Source organism: Bradyrhizobium sp. 63_E2_N1_3 (assembly GCF_052076005.1).
Lineage (GTDB): Bacteria > Pseudomonadota > Alphaproteobacteria > Rhizobiales > Xanthobacteraceae > Bradyrhizobium > Bradyrhizobium barranii.
Map to the genome: position 1 here is coordinate 978,730 of NZ_CP197235.1, position 22,503 is coordinate 1,001,232.

A 22,503-nucleotide genomic window follows, 5' to 3' on the forward strand; every position below is an offset into this window, starting at 1 on the left:
GCCGCGGCGTACTGGATGCCCCGGTCAAGCCGGGGCATGACAGCTGAGCCTCACGGCGCCTCAACCACCGTCGGCAGGCCCGGCTCCAGCAATCGCAACCGGGTCCCGAAGCCGAGCACATCAAAGGTCTTGCGCAGATCCTCGCCGTCCTGGCGGAAATGCGCCCAGCCCTCGGTATGCAATGGCACGATCATCGCATCCGGAAAGGCGCGCGCCGTCTCGATGGTGTCGTTGGTGTCCATGGTGAGATGGAACGGCCCACGCGTTTGCGCCGCGCCCGCGAACGGCAGCACCACGCCGCATTTGAAGCGGCGCGCGACCTCGGCGACGCCGTCGAACCAGGTGGTGTCGCCGCTGATGTAGACGTCGCTCGTGTCCGTCCGGCTCGAGGACACCACGAAGCCGATGACGTCGCCCGACAGCGGCTCGATGCCGGCCGGGCCGTGGCGCGCCGGCGTCGCGGTGATCGTCAGGGTGTTGCCGTCACGGTCCTTCAGATGCGAGGTCGCCCAGGGCGCGAGGCCCTCGACATGGCCGCCCAGGCGTTTTGCGCCGGCCTCGGTGGTCAGCACGCGCTTTGCGTGTTTGAGAAACGCGCGGCCGGAATTGTCGAGATTGTCCGAGTGCTGGTCGTGGCTGAGCAGGACGGCATCGATCGGGCCGATCGCGTCGGCCTTCAGTGCGGGGCCGATCGTCTTTTCCAGCGTCACATGCGGCAGCTGGTAGGCGCCGGGCGCATCGAAGGTCGGGTCAGTGAGCAGGCGGAAGCCGTCGATCTCGATCAGCGCGGTAGGGCCGCCGATCAGGGTGATGGAAATGGGCATCAGAAAGCTCCTCTTACGCAACGGGCTTTGCGGGGCGCGTCACCAGGTAAATTCCGAGCGCGACCGGGATGATGCCGAGCAGGTCGCGGGCCTCGACATGCTCACCGAGCACGATGTAGGCGAACAGCATGCCGAGCGGCGGCATCAGGAAATGATAGGCGCTCGCAGCCGTTGCGCCACACACTTTCAGGAGATGAAACCAGAGCCAGTAGGCGAGGATCGAGCCGCCGAGCACGAGGAACGCGAAGGCGCCGACCAGGCCCGGGGTGAAATCAATTGCGTGGACGTCGGCGAAGGTGAACGCGACCGGCGTCAGCACGATGCCGGCGGCGAGGTTCTGCACGCCGTTGCCGATCCACAGGCTTCCCTTCGGCGCGAGCAGCTTGAACAGAATCGTGCCGGCGACGATGGAGGCGAGCGAGGCCAGGGTGAAGACGATGCCGTGCAGGGAGTCTGTGCCGACCGACAGGCGATGCCAGACGATCAGGGTGACGCCGGTGATGCCGAGCAGGAGACCGCCCGCCTTGCGCCAAGTCATGCCTTCGCCAAGCAGCAACGCAGCGAGCGCCGCCGTGAATACTGGATTGGCCGAGACGATCAGGCCGCCGAGGCCGGCGGAGACCGATTGCAGGCCGGTGTAGCCGAGCCCGAGATAGAGTGCGTTGTTGGCGATGCCGAGCACGGCAAAGATCGCGGCATCGCGCCAGGACAATGACCAGCCATCACCGCGGATCAGCGTCGCACCGAGGATCAAAATGCCGGCAAGCGAGAAGCGCGCGGCGAGCAGGATCAGCGGCGGGCAATGGGTGACGCCGATCTTGCCGGCGACGAAGGCATAGCTCCAGAGCAGGCAAAACAGTCCGATGGCGAGCGGCAGCGTGTTGAACCGGCTGGGGGCTGCGGGAAGCGAGGTGGCGAGCGACATGAGGGCATTCTCCTGAGCCCTCGATCTAGGGAGACGGCTTGTCATTTGGAAATTAAATGATTAACTTCCAATCAGTGGATTTTCGAATGGAGGCGGCCATGCTCGACCTGGAGCTCCTGCGCAGCTTCGTCTCGGTGGTCGAGGCCGGCGGCTTCACCCGCGCCGGCGAGCGCGTCCACCGCACGCAATCGACCGTCAGCCAGCAGATCAAGCGGCTGGAGGAGGACGTCGGCCAGGTGCTCTTGCACCGTGACGGCAAGGACGTGCGCCCCACTGAGGCCGGCGAACGGCTGCTGTCCTACGCGCGACGGCTGCTCACGCTCGCCGAGGAGGCGCGCGACGTGCTGCGCGAGCCCGACAGCGAGGGCGCGATCCGGCTCGGCATCCCCGAGGATTTTGCGGCGTACCGGCTGGCAAAACTGCTCGGCGCCTTCTCGCGCTCACATCCGGGTCTGCGAATGGACGTGCGCGCCGACCAGAGCAAGAACCTGTCCCGCGACCTCGAACGCGGCGAGCTCGACCTCGCCTTGTTCAAGCGTGAGGCCGGCGCGAAAGGCGCTATCGCGGTGTGGCCGGAGCGGGTGCACTGGGTCACGAGCAAGAGCCATCCGGTCGACGTCAACGCCTCGTCCGTGCCGCTGATCGGATTTCCGCTCGGCTGTCTCTATCGCGCCGGCGCCATCCACGCGCTGGAAAGCGCGGGCCGCGCCTGGCACATGTCCTATTCGTCATCGAGTCTCGCGGGCATCCAGGCTGCGGTCGCAGCCGGCATGGGCTTAAGCATCCTGTCGGAGATGTCGATCCAGTCCGACCACCGCGTGCTGACCGCCAAGGACGGCTTTGAGCCGATCAACCGGACCGAAGTGGCGCTGATGGCCTCGCCCGGTGCCAGCCCCGCAACGCTGCGGCTGGCGGATCGGCTCGCGGAGTTCTGCGACAATGTACAGGCCAAGGCGGCGTGATCACGCCGCGGCAATCACCGTGAGCTCCGGCCACAACGCCTTCCATCGCGCGGCCTTCACCGCGTAACTCGCCGCAGAGAAGTTCGGGCCCGGATTGGGCCGCGCGATCAATCCGGCTATGTCGTCGAAGCCGCGCGGCGCGTAGACCTCGTAGCCGTCGCCTCCGTGCCTCACACCGACTTGCGTGTTCTGGGTGAGGAAACGGTCGATGCCGTCGGTCGAGCAGGTGAGAGGCGGATAGGGCAGGCCGTGCTTGCCGGGATACCAAAGGTGCACGCGCGCCTGGTTGCGGGTCTCGATCTTGACGCCGAGATGCGCGAGCCGCGCATGCAGCGTGCGGATCACGGTGTCCTCCGCCTCCCATGAGGTGTCTGGATCGAAATAGAACACGTCGTAATCGGCGATGCCATGATCGACCGCGCGGTCCGTGAGTACGTTCCACGCCGTCTGCACCAGGCACCCCGACACCAGCCACGCATCGGGAAGCGCGAGCGAGGCGAGCTCGCCGATGATTGCAACATTGACTGGGTTCTTCAGCGCCAGCGTGAGGAAGCGGTCGCGATCCATCGCGGCCATCATTCACGCGCCGGCATCGTACGCCGCTCGTGCGGTCTTCGAGGCGAGGCCGCGCCAGCACCGCCGCAGGAACGGCTCGACGATCGCGCGCTTCGCCTTGGACAGGCGGATCAGCACGATCGGATAGTCGGCGTAGTGATCGGTGAAATAAAAGATTCTTGGCTGGCTCTCGACCAGCATGGCGCGCTCGTCGATTGGAACGTCGGGCACGACGAGGCTGTCGCCGTCCTCCTTCAGCCGCGCCAGCATCTTCTTGCGCACTTTCAGCGCGGGCGTGCCGTAGGAGGTGCCGTCCTCGACCTCCGGCCACGTCAGTGCAAATTTTCTGACGTCGTCGAAGGTCATTTGATCAAGACCTTGGGATCAGCTCAGTGCACGGCGGTGAAGAACCGCGCGAGCCGGAAGCCGGAGAGCCAGGTCCACACCGGCTGGCCGCGCATGCCGAGATCCCAGGAGCCGAGCACGGCATCCGCGCGTCCGACCAGATTGTCGATCGGCAGCAGACCGACGCCGCCGGAGCGCAGGGGCACGCGGCTGTCGGCGGAATTGTCGCGGTTATCGCCGAGCACGAAGAGGTGGCCGGGCGGCACCGTCACTTCAGGCGTGTTGTCGAGCGGACCGTTGTCGCGCATCTTGAAGATCAGATGCGACACGCCGTTCGGCAGGGTCTCGATGTAGCGGTAGGCCGGCTCGCTGCCGCCATTGTCGTCTTCGGCGGCGCCGACGCCATCCGGCTTCAGCTCGGCGGGACGGTCGTTGATGAAGAGCTGGCCCTGCCGCATCTGGATGCGGTCTCCGGGCAGACCCACGACGCGCTTGACCCAGGCCTGCGAGCGATCGCCGGGCCAGCGGAACACGACGACGTCGCCCTGCTTCGGCGTCTCCGCGAAGACGCGGCCGCTTTCGGGCAGGTTGATCTGGATCGGCAGCGACGAGGTGCCGTAGCCATAGGGGAATTTCGAGGCGAGCAGCGCATCGCCGATCAGGAGCGTCGGCTCCATCGAACCCGACGGTACATAGAACGGCTCGGCGAGTGCGCCCTTGGCGATGAACACGGCGGCGACGATGCCGGCGAGCTGCATCAGCTGACCAGCCCAGCCGCTGCTCTTCCGCTTGGCGGTGACAGTTACCTTCTCAACGCTCATGCGCCCGTTCCACCAACTGTAATACGTTCCATCAGAAGCGACGGCTGGCCGACGCCGACGGGCACGCCCTGACCGTTCTTGCCGCAGGTGCCGATGCCGGTATCCAGCGCGAGATCGTTGCCGATCATGCGGATGCGATGCAGGTCGGTCGGCCCGTTGCCGATCAGCATGGCGCCCTTCAGCGGCGCGCCAATCTTGCCGTTCTCGATCTTGTAGGCCTCGGTGCACTGGAACACGTATTTGCCCGAGGTGATGTCGACCTGGCCGCCGCCGAAATTCGCGGCGAAGACGCCGTTCTTCACGGAGGCGAGGATCTCGGCCGGATCGCGGTCGCCCGCGAGCATGTAGGTGTTGGTCATGCGCGGCATCGGCACATGGGCGTAGCCCTGGCGGCGGCCGTTGCCGGTCGGCTTCATGTTCATCAGGCGCGCGTTCTGGCGGTCCTGCATGTAGCCGACCAGAATGCCGTCCTCGATCAGCACGGTGCGGTTGGTCGGCGTGCCCTCGTCGTCGATCGACAGCGAGCCGCGGCGCGAGGCAATGGTGCCGTCGTCGATCACGGTGACGCCCTTGGCCGCAACCTGCTGGCCCATCAGGCCGGCAAAGGCCGACGTCTTCTTGCGGTTGAAATCGCCTTCGAGGCCATGGCCGACCGCCTCATGCAGCATCACGCCGGGCCAGCCGGCCCCAAGCACGACGTCCATCTCGCCGGCGGGGGCGGGAATCGATTCCAGGTTGACCAGGGCTTCGCGCAGCGCGCCGTCGGCGGCGTCGCGCCAGTTCTTGCTCTCGATGAATTCGGCATAGCCGGCGCGGCCGCCATAACCCTTGCTGCCGCTCTCCTGGCGGTCGCCCTGACCGGCGACGACGGAGACGTTGACGCGCACCAGCGGGCGGATGTCGCGATAGCTCTCGCCATCGGGCCGCAGGATCTCGACGACCTGCCAGGTTGCGCCGAGGCTGACGCTGACCTGCCGCACCCGCGGATCCTTGTCGCGTAAGTAAGCGTCGATCTCGGCGAGCAGCTTCACCTTGGTCTCGAAGCCCGGCGCATCCAGCGGATTGTCGTCGGCGTAGAGCCGCACATTGGTATGCGCCGGCGGGGCCGCGAAGCTGCCCGAATAGCCGCCGCGCACGGCAGCGACCGCGTCGGCGGCGCGAATCAGCGCCGGCAGCGACACGTCGGAGGAATGGGCATAGCCGACCGCATCGTCCTTGACGGCGCGCAGGCCAAAGCCCTGCGAGGTGTCATAGGTCGCCTGCTTCAGCCGCCCATTGTCGAACATCAGCGCTTCGGTCTGGCTGTATTCCAGGAACAATTCGCCGTCGTCGGCACCGGCAAGCCCGCGTGCGACCTCGTTGCGGACCTGATCGCGGTCGAGATTGGCGCGGTCGAGCAGGGAGGTGGTGGCTGGATTGGTCATGCGTCCGTCCATTATCGGAAGATGTAGGGCAAGATAATGGTTTCCCGGCGGTTCCGCGAGGGTGCCAGGTGCCACATTACGAAACGATAGGATTCGCCGCGCGCGGACGCGCCTGCCGCCTTATGGCAGCTTGTCATAGCCCTCGCCGAGCCCGTTCAGGCTGAGCGGGAAGCCGATGCCTTCTTCCGGGGTCTCGAAGATGATGAAGGTCGCGGTCTTGGCGGTGCGGAGCTGGCCGAGCAGCTTGTCGTCCATGACGACCTCGGCGACGCAGCCATTGGGCAGACAGCGGACGAAGCCGGCGCGGCCGACGTCCTGGTTGTCGAGCTTCAACCCGAGGCCGGATGGCAGCAGCACGCCGAGTGGGGCGACCACCCGCATCAGCCGGCTCTTCTGGTCGGCGGTCTTGAGCACGATCACGGTGAGGCCGGCATTGGAGCGGTCTTCGGCCACCACGCTCTGGATCAGGGCGCATTGCTCGGTCTGGGCGCCGGGCGGGGTGTCGCAGCGGATCTGCCAGTCGCCATGGACGGAGCGCACCGCGCCCTGCGCATGGGCGAGGCCCGGCAGCGCCATGACGACAATCACCACCAGCAGGGCCGCCAGCATCGTGAGGCCGCTCGCCTGCCTTGCCATGCTTCTCGAAAACCCCATCGGGTCGGTCCCTCTGCTCGCCTGGGTCGCTCGCGCCTGGCGGACTGATACGGGAATGACGGCGTCTTGAAGGCGATTCGCAAGCAAATTCCGCGCCGCCCACACCGCCATCGCCCGCACGAATCAGGTTCCTGCGCGGCTGTCTGCCAGTGCCTACCGCGGGCAATGCCGCTGTCAAGCCGCGGCATCCCGGGAAACGGTATTTTTCTCTGATGTTACTAGGAAATATCTTGCGGGTGATGGCTGACAGGCGGGGCTCAAGACTGCATTGCGATAGATCAAGAATTATGGTTTGAGAGGCTTGATTTCGGCGTTCTAGCGATCTGGCCCCAATTCCTCTTAGAGGTATTCTTGCGCGGCGGTTTGTCAGACGGGCGGATCGAATAAGCGTTTCCCGGAAATAGGGGGATGCACTTGGGGTGATTTCGTTAGGGGAGCGCGAACGGCATGAGGATGTCGATGGGCCATGTGGGCCGGCACTTGCTGGGATTGGCCGTGGCGGGTCTGACGCTGGCGACGGGCGGTGCGGCATATGCCGAGCTCGGGCAGCCGGCGCCGTGGGAATGGACGCTCCAGCAATCCGCCTCGCCGGTGATGGACAACATCGTCTGGTTCCACAACTTTCTGTTCGTGCTGATCACGCTGATCACGCTGTTCGTTCTGGCGTTGCTGGTGATCGTGGTCATGAAGTTCAACGCGAAGGCCAATCCGGTGCCGTCGCGGACCACGCACAACACGCTGATCGAGGTGGCGTGGACGCTCGTTCCGGTGCTGATCCTGGTCGGTATCTCGGTGCCGTCGTTCCGCCTGCTGTTCCTCGAGCTCGACGTGCCGAAGGCGGATTTGACCATCAAGGCCACCGGCAAGCAGTGGTACTGGTCCTATGCCTATCCTGATAACGGCAAGTTCGAGTTCGACTCGCTGATGGCCCAGGACAAGCAGCCCCGCCTGCTCGGCGTCGACAACGAGATGGTGGTGCCGGTCAACAAGGTGATTCGTGTCCAGGTCACCGGCGCGGACGTCATCCACGCCTTTGCGCTGCCGGCTTTCGGCGTCAAGATCGACGCCATTCCGGGGCGGCTGAACGAGACCTGGTTCAAGGCCACCAAGACCGGCATGTTCTACGGCCAGTGCTCGGAGCTCTGCGGCAAGGACCACGCCTTCATGCCGATCGCGATTCGCGTCGTGGAGGACAAGGACTTCGCCTCCTGGGTCGAAACGGCGAAGAAGAAATATGCGAGCGGCGGCACCAGCACTTTCGCCTCGGCGGCCGGCCCGACGCAGTAAGCGCCGGGCGAAGGCTCGAGGGACAGAAAGCGACATAAAGGGCGGGACCGCAGAAGGTCCGAACGGGACGCAAGGCAGGATTTGAAAATGGCAACGAGCGCAGCGGCACACGGCGATCACGCGCAAGACCACGGACATGACGAGCACGCCCATCCGACCGGATGGCGGCGCTATGTCTATTCGACCAACCACAAGGACATCGGTACGATGTACCTGATCTTCGCGGTCATCGCCGGCGTCATCGGTGCCGCCATGTCGATCGCGATCCGTGCCGAGCTGATGTATCCGGGCGTGCAGATCTTCCACGAGACGCACACCTATAATGTGTTCGTGACCTCTCACGGCCTGATCATGATCTTCTTCATGGTCATGCCCGCAATGATCGGCGGCTTCGGCAACTGGTTCGTGCCGCTGATGATCGGCGCGCCCGACATGGCGTTCCCGCGCATGAACAACATCTCGTTCTGGCTGCTGCCGGCCTCCTTCGCGCTGCTGCTGATGTCGACCTTCGTCGAGGGCGAGCCGGGTGCCAACGGCGTCGGCGCCGGCTGGACCATGTATGTGCCGCTGTCGAGCTCCGGCCATCCGGGCCCGGCCGTCGACTTCGCGATCCTGTCGCTGCATCTGGCGGGCGCCTCGTCGATCCTCGGCGCCATCAACTTCATCACCACGATCTTCAACATGCGCGCGCCGGGCATGACCCTGCACAAGATGCCGCTGTTCGTGTGGTCGATCCTGGTGACGGTGTTCCTGCTGCTGTTGTCGCTGCCGGTGCTCGCCGGTGCGATCACCATGCTGCTCACCGACCGCAATTTCGGCACGACGTTCTTCGCGCCCGACGGCGGCGGCGACCCCGTGCTGTTCCAGCATCTGTTCTGGTTCTTCGGTCACCCCGAGGTGTACATCCTGATCCTGCCCGCCTTCGGCATGGTCAGCCAGATCGTCTCGACCTTCTCGCGCAAGCCCGTGTTCGGCTATCTCGGCATGGCCTACGCCATGGTCGCGATCGGCGGCATCGGCTTCGTGGTCTGGGCGCACCACATGTACACGGTCGGCATGTCCTCGGCGACGCAGGCCTATTTCGTCGCCGCGACGATGGTCATCGCGGTTCCGACCGGCGTGAAGATCTTCTCGTGGATCGCCACGATGTGGGGCGGCTCGATCGAGTTCCGTGCGCCGATGATCTGGGCGGTGGGCTTCATCTTCCTGTTCACTGTCGGCGGTGTCACCGGCGTCGTGCTGGCGAATGCCGGCGTCGACCGCGTGCTCCAGGAGACCTACTACGTCGTTGCGCACTTCCATTACGTGCTGTCGCTCGGTGCGGTGTTCGGGATCTTTGCCGGCTGGTACTACTGGTTCCCGAAGATGTCGGGCTACATGTACAATGAGACGCTGGCGAAGGCGCACTTCTGGGTCACCTTCATCGGTGTGAACCTTGTGTTCTTCCCGCAGCACTTCCTCGGCCTGTCGGGCATGCCGCGCCGCTACGTCGACTATCCCGACGCGTTCGCCGGCTGGAACCTGGTCTCCTCGGTCGGCTCCTACATCTCCGGCTTCGGCGTGCTGATCTTCCTCTACTGCGTGTTCGACGCCTTCGCGAAAAAGGTGCCGGCCGGCGACAATCCGTGGGGTGCGGGCGCGACCACGCTGGAATGGACGCTGCCTTCGCCGCCGCCCTTCCATCAGTTTGAAGTGCTGCCCCGCGTGCAGTAAACCAACGCTCGCGGCGCCCGTGACGGGCGCCGCGGCTCTTTAGCGAAGCGAGTCAAAACTAGTGTCCGTCCTCGACCATAACGCCATCGACATCGATCCCCGCATCTCGGAAGCGGAGGTGGGCGACTACATTGCGCTGCTCAAGCCGCGGGTGATGTCGCTGGTGATCTTCACCGCGCTGGTCGGACTGGCGATGGCGCCCGGGCATTTCCACCCGGTGCTGGCCATCACCTCGCTGCTCTGCATCGCAGTCGGTGCCGGCGCTTCCGGAGCGCTCAACATGGCGCTCGAGGGCGATATCGACGCCAAGATGTCGCGCACGGCAAACCGGCCGATTCCGCGCGGCCGCATCACCCGTCCCGAGGCGATGGCGTTCGGCATGACGCTCGCCTTCTTCTCGGTGATGACGCTCGGCATCCTCGTCAACTGGATCGCCGGCGCGCTGCTCGCCTTCACCATCTTCTTCTACGTCGTGATCTACACGATGATCCTGAAGCGCCGGACCGCACAGAACATCGTAATCGGAGGCGCCGCTGGTGCGCTACCGCCGGTGGTGGCGTGGGCCGCGGTCACGGGCACCGTCGACGTCGAGCCGCTGCTGCTGTTCGCCATCATCTTCTTCTGGACGCCGCCGCACTTCTGGGCGCTGGCGCTGTTCCGCTCCGACGACTATGCGCGTGCCGGCATTCCGATGCTGCCCAACGTCGCCGGTCCCGACGCGACGCGGCTTCAGATCCTGCTCTACACCATCGTGCTGATCGCGGTCGCCGCCGCCCCGTGGGCGCTCGGCTATTTCGACGCCATCTACGGCATCGTCTCGCTGATCCTCGGCGCCGGCATGCTTGTGCTCGCGATCAACGTCTATATGCGCCGCGAGCGCAGCCAATCGCTGCGCGCGACCCGCAAGCTGTTCGCCTTCTCCATCCTTTATCTGTTCGCACTGTTTGCGACCCTGCTGGCCGAAGTCGTGTTCCGGGCGCTTGCTCCGATGGTAGGGGGCGCATGATCGCTGGAATGGCCGACAAACCTGAGATGAATGGAATCGTCCTCACGGAGGCGCAGAAGAAGAGCCGCCGCCAGCGCTCGATCGCGATCGCGCTCGCGCTCGGCGTGCTCGTGGTGCTGTTCTTCGCCGTCACCATCGTCAAGGGACCGGCAGTACTCGTCCGGCCGATGTAGGAAACATGGATCGAGAGCCCACCATATCGCGGGATCAGAGCCGGACGGCCAAGCAGGGGCGTGGGCCTTCCAAGGGTCTTGGCCGCGACGTGCTGGTCGCCTCGATCTGCGGAGGCGTGGTGGCGCTGATGGTCGGTGCCTCCTACGCGGCGGTGCCGTTCTACAACTGGTTCTGCCGCGCCACCGGCTTCAACGGCACGACGCAGGTTGCGACCTCGGCGCCGGCCACCGGGCCGATCGCACGGAAGATCGCGGTGCGCTTCGATTCCAACGTCGCGCCCGGCCTGCCCTGGAAGTTCGAGCCGGAGCAGAGCGAGATCGAGGTCAATATCGGCCAGGTCGTGACGGTCTTTTACACCGTGACCAACCAGGCCGCGCGCACCACCGCGGGCCAGGCGGCCTACAACGTCGCGCCCCTGACGGTCGGCTCCTACTTCCAGAAGATCAACTGCTTCTGCTTCACCGAACAGACCATGGCGCCCGGCGAGAAGCGCGAGATGCCGGTCGTATTCTACGTCGATCCGTCGATCGCCGACGATCATGAGAACGACGGGCTGAACACGATCACGTTGTCCTACACGTTCTATCCGGTGCGCGATCCCGTGGTGAAGCCGCTGGCGTCGGGTGAAGACGACAAACGCAAGGGAAATCTCTGACCGCCGGGCTCACGTCGCGGGGGTTGGACACAAGGGGATAAGTGCCGGACAGGCACGGGATTGAGGAGAGAGACCGCAAATGGCAACGGCGCACACCAAGCATCACGACTACCACCTGGTGGATCCCTCCCCGTGGCCGGTCGTCGGCTCCATCTCGGCCTTCATCATGGCGGTCGGCGCGATCACCTGGATGCACCACATGTTCTCGGCCGCGCCGATCATCTTCGGTGCCGGCACCGTCGGCGTGATCTACACCATGGTGAGCTGGTGGGGCGATGTGATCAGGGAAGCCCAGTACAAGGGCGATCACACCCGCGTCGTGCAGCTGCATCACCGCTACGGCATGATCCTGTTCATCGCCTCCGAGGTGATGTTCTTCGTCGCCTGGTTCTGGGCCTATTTCAACGCGGCGCTGTTCCCGGCCGACGCCGTCCACGCCACACGCGACGCCGTGTTCGGCTGCGGTCTCGGCACCGCGGCTGGCGCCTGCGCCGTGCCCGGCACCTGGCCGCCGCATGGCATCGAGACCTTCGATCCCTGGCATCTGCCGCTCCTGAACACGCTGATCCTGCTGACGTCGGGCACCACCGTGACCTGGGCGCACCACGCGTTGCTCGAGAATGATCGCCAGGGCCTGAAATACGGCCTGATCCTCACCGTCGTGCTCGGCGCGCTCTTCACCTGCGTGCAGGCCTATGAGTACAGCCACGCGGCGTTCTCGTTCGGCGGCAATGTCTATGGCGCGACCTTCTTCATGGCGACCGGCTTCCACGGTTTTCATGTGCTGGTCGGCACCATCTTCCTGCTGGTCTGCCTGTTCCGCGCCTATGCCGGCCACTTCACCCCGACACAGCACCTCGGCTTCGAGTTCGCCGCCTGGTACTGGCACTTCGTCGACGTGGTCTGGCTGTTCCTGTTCCTCTGCATCTATGTGTGGGGACACGGCGCCGAGACCATGGCCCACGGCGCGCACTGAGCCGCATTGGACCGATCAGAAGGGGCGGCCGCAGGGCCGCCCTTTCGCTTTTGGGCCGCCGGAAGCTTCGGCGGAAACTGTGATTGAGCGTTTTCGAGCGAAGCGGATACCGGTTCGCGTGAAGAAAACGCGTCAAAACAAGAATCTAGAGCTTCGGTTCTGATTCAATCAGAACCGATAATGTTCTAGAGTCCGTGATCATGAACGATACCACCGGCCCATCCGAGCCCGAGACGACCGTCCTGCAAAGCGCGCTGCGCGGGCTTGCCTGCAAGTGCCCGCGCTGCGGCAAGGGCAAGCTCTATGCGGGCTTCCTGACGCTCGCGCCCAGCTGCGACCGCTGCGGCCTCGACTATGCCTTCATCGACACCGGCGACGGTCCTGCGATCTTCATCATCATGCTGGCCGGCGGGATCGTCGTTGCGTGCGCGCTGATCGTCGAGGTCAAATACCAGCCGCCGTACTGGCTGCATGCCGCGCTGTGGCTGCCGCTGATCCTCGCGACCACGCTCTTGCCGCTGCGCGCGATGAAGTCGCTGTTGATCGCGCTGCAATTCCACCACAAGGCGGCGCCGGGCCGGCTGGTCGACCGCGCGAAATGAACGAGACCGCGCGCAAGCCCCGCGTGGCCGGCTTCGCGCTGTTCACGCTTTTCCTGGCCGCCGTCTTGGTCGCGCTCGGCGTCTGGCAATTGCAGCGCCGCGTCGCGAAACATCAGTTGATCGCCGCATTGACCGAGCGTCTCGCGGCGGCACCTGTTGCGTTGCCGCCGCCGTCCCAATGGAGCACGCTGACGCCGGAGCGGGACGAATTCCGTCGGGTCACATTTTCGGCGACCTACGAGTCCCGTCTGGATGCGATGGTCTACAGTTCCGGCTCCGCCATCCGCTCCGACATTTCCGGCCCCGGCACCTGGGCTTTCCTTCCCGCACGGCTGCCTGGCGGCGATATGGTCGCGGTCAACGCGGGCTTCGTGCCGAACACCCAACAGGACCGCGCCCTGCAGGATCGGGCGGTCGCGCGACTCATTACCAACAAGCCGGCGATGTTGACCGGCTACGTCCGTTTCCCCGAAACAGCCAGCGTGCTGATGCCTGACGCTGAGCGTGACAAACGGCTGTGGTTCACCCGCGATCATCTCGCCATGTCCCGGGCGCTCGGCTGGGGCACGGTCGCGCCGTTCTACATCGACCTGGAGCGGCCGGTGCCGGAGAACGGCATTCCGCGTCCCGGCCCGCTCGACGTGCATCTGAAGGACGATCATCTGCAATACGCCATCACCTGGTTCGCGCTCGCCGGCGCGGTGCTGATCGCATTCGGCGTCTGGGCGAGGGGACGGCGGCACCCGACCTGAAATTTTTCGTAGGTTCCTGGAGGGAACCCGGTATCGCCCGGGGTTTATTATTCAGGACATATTCACGAGGGTGGTCCTAAGCCGCACGCAAATTTTTCGCGGCAGACAGGATTTTGGTGTGAGCGATTTCGACCAGATGGGAATTGTCGTCGACTGGGTGGACGCCTGCCGGAAGGGCGACCTCGCGACGCTCCTCGATCTCTATGCGGACGACGCCCGGGTCGAATGCATGTGCAACGGCAAGCGACATTATCGCGGGCGGCGCGAGCTCGAAACCTATTGGGGACCGCGGCTCAGCACCTTCTCGTCGGCAGGCTTCGGTCTTGAGGAGATCAATCCAGTGCCGCATGGCATCGATCTCGAATATTCCGTCGCGGGCTCGCTGCGTATCCACGCCTCGTTTCGCTTCAGTCCCGAAGGCAAGATCTACAGTACCCTGTGCGAGCCGGCGCGGCAGTCCCCGCATGCCGATGGTGTGTGCTAGCCGGCCGCCGGCACGTCTCGCGCCGTCTCGACCGGCAGGCGACAGCGCACATAGGTTCGCTGGTCCGCGCGCAGCAGCGACAGCGATCCGCTGAGCGCGCGCACGCGCTCGTGCATGCCCGTCAGGCCGCGGCCGAAGACGTTGTCGGCGGGAAAGCCGCCGCCGTCGTCGGAGATCTCAATCGTGAGCACCTCGCCGGCCATGGTCGCCAGCACATGGGCATTGTTCGCCCCGGCGTGGCGCAGCACGTTGGTCAGCGCCTCCTGGATCAGGCGATAGACGGTCTGCGCCAGCGGTCGGTCGATCTCGTTCAGACCCGGATCGATCGTGGCCGTCAGGCTGATATGCGGCGCCTGCCTGCGAAAGTTCTGGAGCAGCGTCTGCACGCTGGTCTCGAGCCCCAATTCCTCGATGTAGAGCGGCCGCAGCCGGTCGAGGATGCGGCGGTTGGTCTGCTGGAGCGCCTCGACAGAGCGCATCACCTCCTGCGCCGGGTTGCCGAGATTTCCCGAGGTCTCGCTCAGCGCGATCGTGCTGGCGCGGATGCCGAACAATAGCGGTCCGAGCTCGTCGTGCAGCTCGCGCGCGAGATCGCGCCGCTCGTCGTCCTGGAGCGACACCAGGCGGTGCAGCAGGTCGCGATTATCCTGACTCAATTGCGCGAGCGTCATCGCCAGCGCATTGGCTTCCTCGCAGCTCTGCCGGATCTCCTGCGGTCCTGCGACCGGGATAGGCGTTGCATAATCGCCGCGCCGGATTCGCGTGAGGCCTGCGCCGAGATCTTGCAGGGGACGCAGCACCGATCCCGCAAAGAGATAGGCAATGGTCCCAGTCAGCATCATCAGCACGGCGATGAGGCTCGTCAGCGCCAGGAAGCCGATCCATTTCTCGAACAGATCGGCTGACAGGTCCGGCATGAACACGATGTCGCCGACACGCCTGCCGTCGATGATGACGGGAGATGCGGCGTCCATCTCCGGGATGGCGATCAGGTCCACGAACCAATGCGGCACGCCATGCAGATCACGCAGGCTGTCCTTTGGAGAGGGGGCGGGACCTGCTTCCACTGAACGGAATTGAATATCCGAGGAGTTGTCCAAAGAATGGACAAATGCGTCGAGTATCTTCCGCGGGTCGTCCGAGGCCTTCAGGCTGTTGTTGAGTGCCTCGGCGACCGTCCGGGTCGAGCGTCGGCCCGGCTCATTCTCGTCGGCAAGCTGCCCCGCCGCGAAGCTCTGGAGCAGCACGCCGCCCATGACCAGCGCGGCAAGGAAGCTCAAGCCGAGCGGAAGAAACAATTGTGTTCTGAATGAGAGCCGCTGCCACATTAGGTCAATTCTAACGCGCATTGGCGGGATTTGCTCTTTCCATTTGTTCCCGTCGGTCTATGAGTCGAAAAACAAGAGAGCGCGCGATGCAAGATACCGCCAAGCCGGCGACCCGAGTTCTGATCGTCGACGACCATCCCGTGGTGCTGTCAGGATGCCGCACCCTTTTCGCGTCCGACCACTCGATCCGTATCGACGAGGCGACCGACGCCAAATCCGGGCATCGCGCCTATATCAGCAAGCGGCCCGACGTCACCGTCATCGACATCAGCCTGCCCGACGTCTCCGGCTTCGAGCTGATGCGGCGGATCCGCAAGGACGACCCTGATGCCAAGATCATCATGTTCAGCATGAACGACGATCCGGCCTTCGTGGTGCGGGCGGTCGAGCTTGGCGCGCAGGGATATGTCTCCAAGGGCGACGATCCCCGGATTCTGCTCAAGGCGGTGCGCAAGGTGGTCGCCGGCGACAATTTCATCTCGCCGCAACTCGCGGAGGCGGTCACGTTCTCCGGTGCAGCGATCAAGGCCAATCCGGCCTCGCAGATGACGCCGCGGGAGCTCGAAATTCTCCGCCTGCTCGGCCGTGGCGACAAGATCGTCGAGGTCGCCGAGGCGCTCGGCATCTCCTACAAGACGGTCGCCAACACCACGTCCCTGCTCAAGCAGAAGCTCGGCGCCAAGAACCATTCCGACCTGATCAGGATCGCGGTGGAAATCGGGATGAGCTGACGCCCGGGGCATTGGCGGCCCGGGGGCACCGGCGGCCCGCGCACTGGCGCCCGGCACCGAACCGGCTGCTCCAGGATGCAGCCGGTCCGGCCGGGCGGATCGGGTCTCGGCGCGTACCGGGCAATGCATGGACAGCGCCGACACCATCCGCCGACACAATGGGCCGGCGTGATATTCGTTCCTGAACCACCCGAAATTGCGGGAAAAAGAAGCAATGGCGTGCGGGCGCTCGCAGGAATGCCTTTGCGAAACGCGAACCGCGCCGGGAAAAATAGGAACATTTTCTTGCCCCCGCCGTTTTGGCTCTTGACGATTTCGTGACGGGCGCCGAGAACTTGGCCGACAGTTTTGGCGGGCCGGCAACCCGCACGAGGCAAACCGGGTCTGCACATATCAACGACAGACCTTCCAAGAGAGGGCTGCGGCATCGCCGCAGCCCTTTTTCGTTGAGCGGGGCACAGGCGGGAAGCGGTTTCCCGATGCCGCAAAACACTTTATGGTGGCCTAACGCCTCTGGCCGTTAACAAGTAGTTTCATGAAATCAAAGGCTTATGGATCTGGCTCAAGGCCGGCCGGCCTTTGGAGGGCAGTTTGACTCGCTATATCTCGACCCGGGGCGAGGCCCCAGAACTCGGCTTCTGCGACGTGATGCTGACTGGGCTTGCCCGTGACGGCGGCCTGTATGTGCCGGTGACGTGGCCGCAGCTCTCGACCGAGGCCATCGCTGGCTTCTTCGGCCGCCCCTATTGGGAGGTCGCGGTCGACGTGATCCGTCCGTTCGCCGGCGGCGAGATTTCGGATGCCGAGCTCGGCCGCATGGCGAACGAGGCCTATGCCACCTTCCGCCATCCGGCGGTGGTGCCGCTGCGCCAGATGACGCCGCATCAATTCGTGCTGGAGCTGTTCCACGGCCCGACGCTCGCCTTCAAGGACGTGGCGATGCAGCTGATCTCGCGGCTGATGGACCACGTGCTCGCCAAGCGCGGCCAGCGCACCACCATCGTGGTCGCGACCTCCGGCGACACCGGTGGCGCCGCGGTCGACGCGTTCGCGGGCCTGGAGAATGTCGATCTCATCGTGCTGTTCCCGCACGGCCGCATCTCCGAAGTGCAGCAGCGGATGATGACGACCACGGGCGCGGCCAACGTCCATGCGCTCGCCATCGAGGGCAATTTCGACGACTGCCAGGCGCTCGTGAAGGGGATGTTCAACAACCATCGCTTCCGCGATGCGACCTCGCTCTCCGGCGTCAACTCCATCAACTGGGCGCGTATCGTCGCCCAGGTGGTCTACTACTTCACCTCCGCCGTCGCCGCCGGCGCGCCGGCACGCACGGTGGATTTCGTCGTGCCGACCGGAAATTTCGGCGACATCTTTGCCGGTTATGTCGCCAAGCGGATGGGGCTGCCGGTGCGCACGCTGCGCATCGCCGCCAACGTCAACGACATCCTGGCGCGCACGCTCAAGACCGGGATCTACGAGGTGCGCGAGGTGCACGCCACCGCGTCGCCATCGATGGACATCCAGATCTCCTCGAATTTCGAGCGGCTGCTGTTCGAGGCCGGCCGGCGCGATGCGGCCGGCGTGCGCCGTCTGATGGACTCGCTGAAGCAGTCGGGGCGCTTCGTGTTGCCTGACGCGATGCTGGCCGCAATCCGTGAAGAATTCGACGCCGGCCGGGCCGACGAGACCGAAACCGCAGCCGCGATCCGCGCCGCCTGGCGCGAGGCGGGTGAGCTGGTCGATCCCCATACCGCGGTCGCACTCGCGGTCGCCGACCGCGACACCACCGACACGACGGTGCCCAGCATCGTGCTCTCCACCGCCCATCCGGCCAAATTCCCCGATGCGGTCGAGGCAGCCTGCGGCCAGCGGCCGCAATTGCCCGCCTGGCTCGACGGTCTCATGACCAAATCCGAACACATGAAGGTGATGAAGAACGATCAGGCCGAGGTCGAGCGGTTCGTGCTGTCCGTAAGCCGGGCCGCAAAACAGGGAGTTGCCGGATGAGTGTCGAGATGTCCAAGCTTGCCTCCGGCCTGACCGTCGTCACCGACGAGATGCCCCATCTCGAGACCGCGGCGCTCGGCGTCTGGGCCGGCGTTGGCGGGCGCGACGAGAAGCCGAACGAGCACGGCATCTCGCATCTGCTCGAGCACATGGCGTTCAAGGGCACGACCAAGCGCTCCTCGCGCGAGATCGTCGAGGAGATCGAGGCGGTCGGCGGCGACCTCAATGCCGGCACCTCGACCGAGACCACGTCCTATTATGCGCGGGTGCTGAAGGCCGACGTGCCGCTCGCGCTCGACGTGCTCGCCGACATCCTTGCCAATCCCGCATTCGAGCCCGACGAGCTCGAGCGCGAGAAGAACGTCATCGTGCAGGAAATCGGTGCCGCGCAGGACACGCCCGACGACGTCGTGTTCGAGCATCTCAACGAGCTCTGCTATCCCGACCAGCCGATGGGCCGCTCGCTGCTCGGCACCGCCAAGACCCTGCGCGCCTTCAACCGCGACATGCTGCGCGGTTATCTGTCGACGCATTATCGCGGCCCCGACATGGTGGTGGCGGCAGCCGGCGCGGTCAATCACAAGCAGGTCGTCGCCGAGGTCGAGAGGCGCTTTGCGAGTTTCGAGGGGACGCCGGGTCCGAAGCCGCAAGCCGCTCAGTTCGGCAAAGGCGGCGCCAAGGTGGTGCATCGCGAGCTCGAGCAGGCGCATCTGACGCTGGCGCTGGAAGGCGTGCCGCAGAGCGATCTGTCGTTGTTCTCGCTCCAGGTCTTCACCAACATCCTCGGCGGCGGGATGTCGTCGCGGCTGTTCCAGGAAGTGCGCGAGAAGCGCGGCCTCTGCTACTCCATCTACTCGTTCCACGCGCCCTATACCGACACGGGCTTCTTCGGCCTGTACACCGGCACCGATCCGGCCGACGCACCGGAGATGATGGAGGTCGTGGTCGACATCATGAATGATTCGGTGGAGACGCTGACCGAGGCCGAGATCGCGCGGGCCAAGGCGCAGATGAAGGCGGGCCTCCTGATGGCGCTGGAGAGCTGCTCGTCCCGCGCCGAGCAGCTGGCCCGGCATGTGCTGGCCTATGGCCGGCCGCAGACGGTCGAGGAGCTGGTGGCCCGGATCGACGCCGTCAGCGTCGAATCGACCCGGGATGCGGCGCGTGCGCTGCTTTCGCGGAGCCGCCCTGCAGTTGTCGCATTGGGCAGTGGCAGGGGTCTGGACACGGCGGTATCTTTTGCGGAAGGATTGACCCGGGCACGTGCCAAGGCGCGGCTGCACTAGGAGCCGCGCACGGGCTGATCTGCCCCGGGAAGCATCACCATGGCCCTGTTTCGCCTGCCATCCAGTGGACCCGCCGCCCTCGCGCCGCGCGGCAACGGCCTGTTGCTGCGCGCGCCGCAGATGTCGGACTTCATACAGTGGGCGCATTTGCGCGAGTCCAGCCGCGACTATCTCACGCCCTGGGAGCCGATCTGGCCGTCGGATGACCTGACCCGGTCCGGCTTCCGCCGCCGCCTGCGGCGCTATTCCGAGGACATCGCCGCGGACCGCTCCTATCCCTTCCTGATCTTCCGTGAGCTCGATGGCGCCATGGTCGGCGGCATCACGCTCGCCAATGTCCGCCGCGGTATCGTCCAAGCCGGCACCATCGGCTACTGGGTCGGCAAGCCTCATGCCCATCGCGGCTACATGACGGCGGCGCTGCGGGTGCTGCTGCCGACGCTGTTCGGCGAGCTCAATCTGCACCGGGTCGAGGCCGCCTGCATCCCAACCAATGCGCCGTCGATCCGGGTGCTGGAGAAGTGCGGCTTCTCCCGCGAGGGCCTGGCGCGCCGCTATCTCTGCATCAACGGGGTCTGGCAGGACCACCTGCTGTTCGGCCTGCTGCACGAGGATTTCCGCGGCTGAGCTGCCGCTCGTGCTGCCAAAGTCTCCTTGTTTGCTGCCTTGGGTTCGCCGATTTTGGCGATATAAACCGCTGGCCGGCCGGCGATCGGCTGGAGGATGGTCATGGAGTATGGGCGTTGATGGTGAAGAAGCTTCGGTCATCGCGGAATGCGTTGCGGCGGGGTACGGGGATCGCGCTGGCGTTGTCGGTTGCGCTCGCCGCCGTCTCGCCGGTGGCGGCCCAGTCGCTCACCGACCGCTTCAAGAGCCTGTTCGGCGGCAAGTCCGACGAGCCGGCCCAGCCCAAGCCGGCGCCCGCGCCCGGCCAGCCGGCGGCCGATGACGACGTCGATTGTCCGCAGGTCACGGTGCGCGCCGGGGCCTCGACCTACGCGGTCGGCGCCGCCGGCAAGCCGGCCGTCGGCAATGAGATCCGCTTCCAGGCCACGATCACCAAGATGGCGCGTGAATGTACCCGGAATGGCGGCGATATCACGGCCCGGATCGGCATCCAGGGCCGTGTCATCGCCGGTCCCGCCGGTGCGCCTGCGACCGTCGAGGTGCCCTTGCGCATTGCCGTGGTGCAGGGCGGCGTCGGCGAGAAGGTGATCGCCTCGAAGGCGTACCGGACCACGGTCGAGATGTCGGAGGGCGGCAGCGTGCCCTTCACCTTCATCGCCGAGGATCTGGCCTATCCCGTGCCCTCGGCCAAGATCGCCGATTCCTACATCTTCTATGTCGGCTTTGACCCGCAGGCGCTCTCGCCCGAGCCGAAGGCAAGGCCGAAGAAGAAATAGGGCAAGATCTCGCGGCAATCTCAACTGTCATTGCCCGCGAAGGCGGGCAATCCAGTATTCCGAGACAGCGAGGCTAGAATCGAGATGCCGCGGCGTACTGGATCACCCGCCTTCGCGGGTGATGACATCCGATGTGTTGCTACAGACATCGTCAAACAAAAAAGCCGGCGCTCGCGCGCCGGCTTTTTGATTGGTGAAAGGCAAAGCCCCTCAGTTCAGCTTCTGCCGAACCTCGTTGATGCCCTTGGCGAGCAGGTCGTCGGCGACCTCGCCCTTGACCGACTGCGACAGGATCGTGGAGGCGGCCTGGACGGCGGCTTCCGCGGCTGCGGCGCGGACATCGGCCACCGCCTGGGCCTCGGCGAGCGCGATCTTGCTCTCCGCGGTCTTGGTGCGGCGGGCGACGAAGTCTTCCATCTTCGCCTTGGCCTCGGTCGCGATGCGCTCGGCTTCGGACTTGGCGTTGGCGATGATGTCCGCAGCCTCGCGCTCGGCCGTGGCACTGCGCGCCTTGTAGTCGGCGAGCACCTTGGCCGCTTCCTGCTTGAGGCGCGTCGCGTCGTCGAGCTCGGCCTTGATGCGGTCGGCGCGGTGGTCGAGCGCAGTCGTCACCTTCTTGAAGACCCCGAGATAGCCGAACAGGACCATCAGGATCACGAAGGCGATGGCGACCCAGGTTTCAGGATCGAAGAACATATCGACTAACCCTTCAAGGACGCGTCAACGGCAGTGCTGACCGAGGCTGCGTCCGGAACGATACCGGTGAGCTGCTGCACGATCTGGCCTGCCGCATCGGCCGCGATGCCGCGGACGTTGCTCATGGCCGTCTTGCGGGTCGAGGCGATGGTCTTTTCCGCCTCGGCGAGCTTGACCGCCAGTTGCTCTTCAAGCGCCTTGCGCTCGGCTTCCGCCTGCGCATTCGCCTTGTCGCGGGATTCGTTGCCGATCGCCTGCGCGCGCGAACGTGCCGAAGCAAGCTCACCCTCATAGGCCTTCAGCGCCGCGTCGGACTGGTCCTTCAGCTTCTGCGCTTCGGCGAGGTCACCCTCGATCTTGTTTTGACGTGCCTCGATCGCACCGCCGACGCGCGGCAGAGCGAGCTTGGACACGATCACGTAAAGCGCGACGAAGAAGATCGCGAGCGACACCAGCTGTGAAGCGTAGTTGCTGCTCTCGAACGGCGGAAAACCGCCACCGTGACCGCCTTCGGACTCGGTGTGGGCGCCCGCCGCCGGACTTTTCGCCCCGCCATGACTCTCAGCCATGGATTACTCCTGTTGCCGTCATGCGCGCCGCTTCGGTCGAAGCGGCGCGAAACATCGTCCTCAGAGCGGAACGAACAGCAGCAGCAGCGCGATCAGCAGCGAGAAAATGCCAAGCGCTTCGGTCACGGCGAAGCCGAAGATCAGGTTGCCGAACTGGCCCTGAGCGGCCGACGGATTGCGAACGGCTGCGGCAAGGTAGTTGCCGAAGATCACGCCCACGCCGACGCCCGCGCCGCCCATGCCGATGCATGCGATGCCCGCGCCGATAAGTTTTGCTGCTGCCGGATCCATTTTAGACTCCTTGGAAGAAAGATTGGGTTG

The 22,503-nt window shown here is 65.1% G+C and carries 26 protein-coding genes; 15 read left to right on the forward strand and 11 right to left on the reverse strand.

Annotated elements, in window-relative coordinates; all coding sequences use genetic code 11:
- Positions 1 to 50: 50 nt before the first annotated feature.
- Entirely contained in the window at positions 51 to 824 is a 774-nt protein-coding gene (locus AB7531_RS04485) for an MBL fold metallo-hydrolase (protein ID WP_063980760.1), read from the reverse strand.
- A gap of 13 nt (positions 825 to 837) precedes the next feature.
- Positions 838 to 1,749: a DMT family transporter gene (locus tag AB7531_RS04490; protein ID WP_063980761.1), complete on the reverse strand. Its 912-nt coding sequence runs from the start codon at positions 1,747 to 1,749 to the stop codon at positions 838 to 840.
- Positions 1,750 to 1,847: 98 nt separating this feature from the next.
- On the opposite strand from AB7531_RS04490, the gene AB7531_RS04495 reads away from it, so the two are divergent.
- Positions 1,848 to 2,711, forward strand: coding sequence for a LysR family transcriptional regulator (locus tag AB7531_RS04495; RefSeq protein ID WP_063986047.1), 864 nt, complete (start codon positions 1,848 to 1,850; stop codon positions 2,709 to 2,711).
- On the opposite strand, the gene AB7531_RS04500 is transcribed toward AB7531_RS04495, so the two are convergent.
- The 5 genes from AB7531_RS04500 to AB7531_RS04520 all read right to left on the reverse strand — a co-directional run bounded on the left by AB7531_RS04500 (position 2,712) and on the right by AB7531_RS04520 (position 6,510).
- Positions 2,712 to 3,278 carry a nucleotidyltransferase family protein gene (locus AB7531_RS04500; protein ID WP_063986048.1) on the reverse strand — a complete coding sequence of 189 codons (567 nt, stop codon included), beginning with the start codon at positions 3,276 to 3,278 and terminating at the stop codon, positions 2,712 to 2,714. It abuts the gene before it with no gap.
- 12 nt (positions 3,279 to 3,290) lie between these two features.
- Positions 3,291 to 3,632 carry an MmcQ/YjbR family DNA-binding protein gene (locus AB7531_RS04505; protein WP_441279908.1) on the reverse strand — a complete coding sequence of 114 codons (342 nt, stop codon included), beginning with the start codon at positions 3,630 to 3,632 and terminating at the stop codon, positions 3,291 to 3,293.
- Positions 3,633 to 3,655: 23 nt separating this feature from the next.
- On the reverse strand, positions 3,656 to 4,432 hold the full coding sequence (gene lepB / locus AB7531_RS04510) for a signal peptidase I (protein ID WP_063980763.1): 777 nt from the start codon (positions 4,430 to 4,432) through the stop codon (positions 3,656 to 3,658).
- A complete protein-coding gene (gene tldD, locus AB7531_RS04515; protein ID WP_063986049.1) occupies positions 4,429 to 5,856 on the reverse strand; it encodes a metalloprotease TldD in 1,428 nt (475 codons plus the stop codon). The genes lepB and tldD overlap by 4 nt, the downstream gene beginning before the upstream one ends.
- Positions 5,857 to 5,976: 120 nt before the next feature.
- Positions 5,977 to 6,510 carry an invasion associated locus B family protein gene (locus AB7531_RS04520; protein WP_063986050.1) on the reverse strand — a complete coding sequence of 178 codons (534 nt, stop codon included), beginning with the start codon at positions 6,508 to 6,510 and terminating at the stop codon, positions 5,977 to 5,979.
- A gap of 447 nt (positions 6,511 to 6,957) precedes the next feature.
- Between AB7531_RS04520 and coxB the strand changes: the two genes are divergently transcribed.
- The 9 genes from coxB to AB7531_RS04565 all read left to right on the forward strand — a co-directional run bounded on the left by coxB (position 6,958) and on the right by AB7531_RS04565 (position 14,159).
- Positions 6,958 to 7,797, forward strand: a complete 840-nt coding sequence (gene coxB, locus AB7531_RS04525) for a cytochrome c oxidase subunit II (RefSeq protein ID WP_063980764.1) — start codon at positions 6,958 to 6,960, stop codon at positions 7,795 to 7,797.
- Positions 7,798 to 7,884: 87 nt separating this feature from the next.
- Positions 7,885 to 9,510 carry a cytochrome c oxidase subunit I gene (gene ctaD, locus AB7531_RS04530; protein WP_063980765.1) on the forward strand — a complete coding sequence of 542 codons (1,626 nt, stop codon included), beginning with the start codon at positions 7,885 to 7,887 and terminating at the stop codon, positions 9,508 to 9,510.
- Between the two features lie 61 nt (positions 9,511 to 9,571).
- A complete protein-coding gene (locus tag AB7531_RS04535; RefSeq protein WP_028151627.1) occupies positions 9,572 to 10,516 on the forward strand; it encodes a heme o synthase in 945 nt (314 codons plus the stop codon).
- Entirely contained in the window at positions 10,513 to 10,689 is a 177-nt protein-coding gene (locus AB7531_RS04540) for a hypothetical protein (RefSeq protein ID WP_014498510.1), read from the forward strand. The genes AB7531_RS04535 and AB7531_RS04540 overlap by 4 nt, the downstream gene beginning before the upstream one ends.
- A 5-nt stretch (positions 10,690 to 10,694) precedes the next feature.
- Positions 10,695 to 11,345 (forward strand): cytochrome c oxidase assembly protein, encoded by a 651-nt coding sequence (locus AB7531_RS04545; RefSeq protein WP_063980766.1) that lies wholly within the window; start codon positions 10,695 to 10,697, stop codon positions 11,343 to 11,345.
- 79 nt (positions 11,346 to 11,424) lie between these two features.
- The gene (locus AB7531_RS04550) at positions 11,425 to 12,321 is read left to right on the forward strand and encodes a cytochrome c oxidase subunit 3 (protein WP_231143822.1); all 897 of its coding nucleotides are present in this window, start codon (positions 11,425 to 11,427) and stop codon (positions 12,319 to 12,321) included.
- 200 nt (positions 12,322 to 12,521) lie between these two features.
- A complete protein-coding gene (locus tag AB7531_RS04555; protein ID WP_063980767.1) occupies positions 12,522 to 12,923 on the forward strand; it encodes a DUF983 domain-containing protein in 402 nt (133 codons plus the stop codon).
- Positions 12,920 to 13,675: an SURF1 family protein gene (locus AB7531_RS04560; protein ID WP_063980768.1), complete on the forward strand. Its 756-nt coding sequence runs from the start codon at positions 12,920 to 12,922 to the stop codon at positions 13,673 to 13,675. Before AB7531_RS04555 ends, AB7531_RS04560 begins: the two co-directional genes overlap by 4 nt.
- A 118-nt stretch (positions 13,676 to 13,793) precedes the next feature.
- Positions 13,794 to 14,159 (forward strand): nuclear transport factor 2 family protein, encoded by a 366-nt coding sequence (locus tag AB7531_RS04565; protein WP_063980769.1) that lies wholly within the window; start codon positions 13,794 to 13,796, stop codon positions 14,157 to 14,159.
- Here AB7531_RS04565 and AB7531_RS04570 read toward each other — a convergent pair.
- Positions 14,156 to 15,487 carry a histidine kinase gene (locus tag AB7531_RS04570; RefSeq protein WP_063980770.1) on the reverse strand — a complete coding sequence of 444 codons (1,332 nt, stop codon included), beginning with the start codon at positions 15,485 to 15,487 and terminating at the stop codon, positions 14,156 to 14,158. The genes AB7531_RS04565 and AB7531_RS04570 overlap by 4 nt on opposite strands.
- A gap of 86 nt (positions 15,488 to 15,573) precedes the next feature.
- On the opposite strand from AB7531_RS04570, the gene AB7531_RS04575 reads away from it, so the two are divergent.
- From AB7531_RS04575 to AB7531_RS04595, 5 genes are all read left to right on the forward strand, one after another.
- Entirely contained in the window at positions 15,574 to 16,218 is a 645-nt protein-coding gene (locus AB7531_RS04575) for a response regulator transcription factor (RefSeq protein ID WP_014498503.1), read from the forward strand.
- A gap of 591 nt (positions 16,219 to 16,809) precedes the next feature.
- The gene (gene thrC / locus AB7531_RS04580) at positions 16,810 to 18,228 is read left to right on the forward strand and encodes a threonine synthase (RefSeq protein WP_014498502.1); all 1,419 of its coding nucleotides are present in this window, start codon (positions 16,810 to 16,812) and stop codon (positions 18,226 to 18,228) included.
- Positions 18,225 to 19,514, forward strand: coding sequence for a M16 family metallopeptidase (locus AB7531_RS04585; RefSeq protein ID WP_063980771.1), 1,290 nt, complete (start codon positions 18,225 to 18,227; stop codon positions 19,512 to 19,514). Before thrC ends, AB7531_RS04585 begins: the two co-directional genes overlap by 4 nt.
- A gap of 39 nt (positions 19,515 to 19,553) precedes the next feature.
- A complete protein-coding gene (locus AB7531_RS04590; protein ID WP_014498500.1) occupies positions 19,554 to 20,141 on the forward strand; it encodes a GNAT family N-acetyltransferase in 588 nt (195 codons plus the stop codon).
- A 119-nt stretch (positions 20,142 to 20,260) separates the two neighbouring features.
- Positions 20,261 to 20,917 (forward strand): hypothetical protein, encoded by a 657-nt coding sequence (locus tag AB7531_RS04595; protein WP_063980773.1) that lies wholly within the window; start codon positions 20,261 to 20,263, stop codon positions 20,915 to 20,917.
- A 210-nt stretch (positions 20,918 to 21,127) separates the two neighbouring features.
- On the opposite strand, the gene AB7531_RS04600 is transcribed toward AB7531_RS04595, so the two are convergent.
- From AB7531_RS04600 to AB7531_RS04610, 3 genes are read right to left on the reverse strand one after another with little or no spacing between them, the layout of a single operon-like run.
- Positions 21,128 to 21,613, reverse strand: a complete 486-nt coding sequence (locus AB7531_RS04600) for a F0F1 ATP synthase subunit B family protein (RefSeq protein ID WP_063980774.1) — start codon at positions 21,611 to 21,613, stop codon at positions 21,128 to 21,130.
- A 5-nt stretch (positions 21,614 to 21,618) separates the two neighbouring features.
- Positions 21,619 to 22,182, reverse strand: coding sequence for a F0F1 ATP synthase subunit B family protein (locus AB7531_RS04605; RefSeq protein WP_063980775.1), 564 nt, complete (start codon positions 22,180 to 22,182; stop codon positions 21,619 to 21,621).
- Between the two features lie 60 nt (positions 22,183 to 22,242).
- The gene (locus AB7531_RS04610; RefSeq protein WP_007599451.1) at positions 22,243 to 22,473 is read right to left on the reverse strand and encodes a F0F1 ATP synthase subunit C; all 231 of its coding nucleotides are present in this window, start codon (positions 22,471 to 22,473) and stop codon (positions 22,243 to 22,245) included.
- Positions 22,474 to 22,503 lie beyond the last annotated feature (30 nt).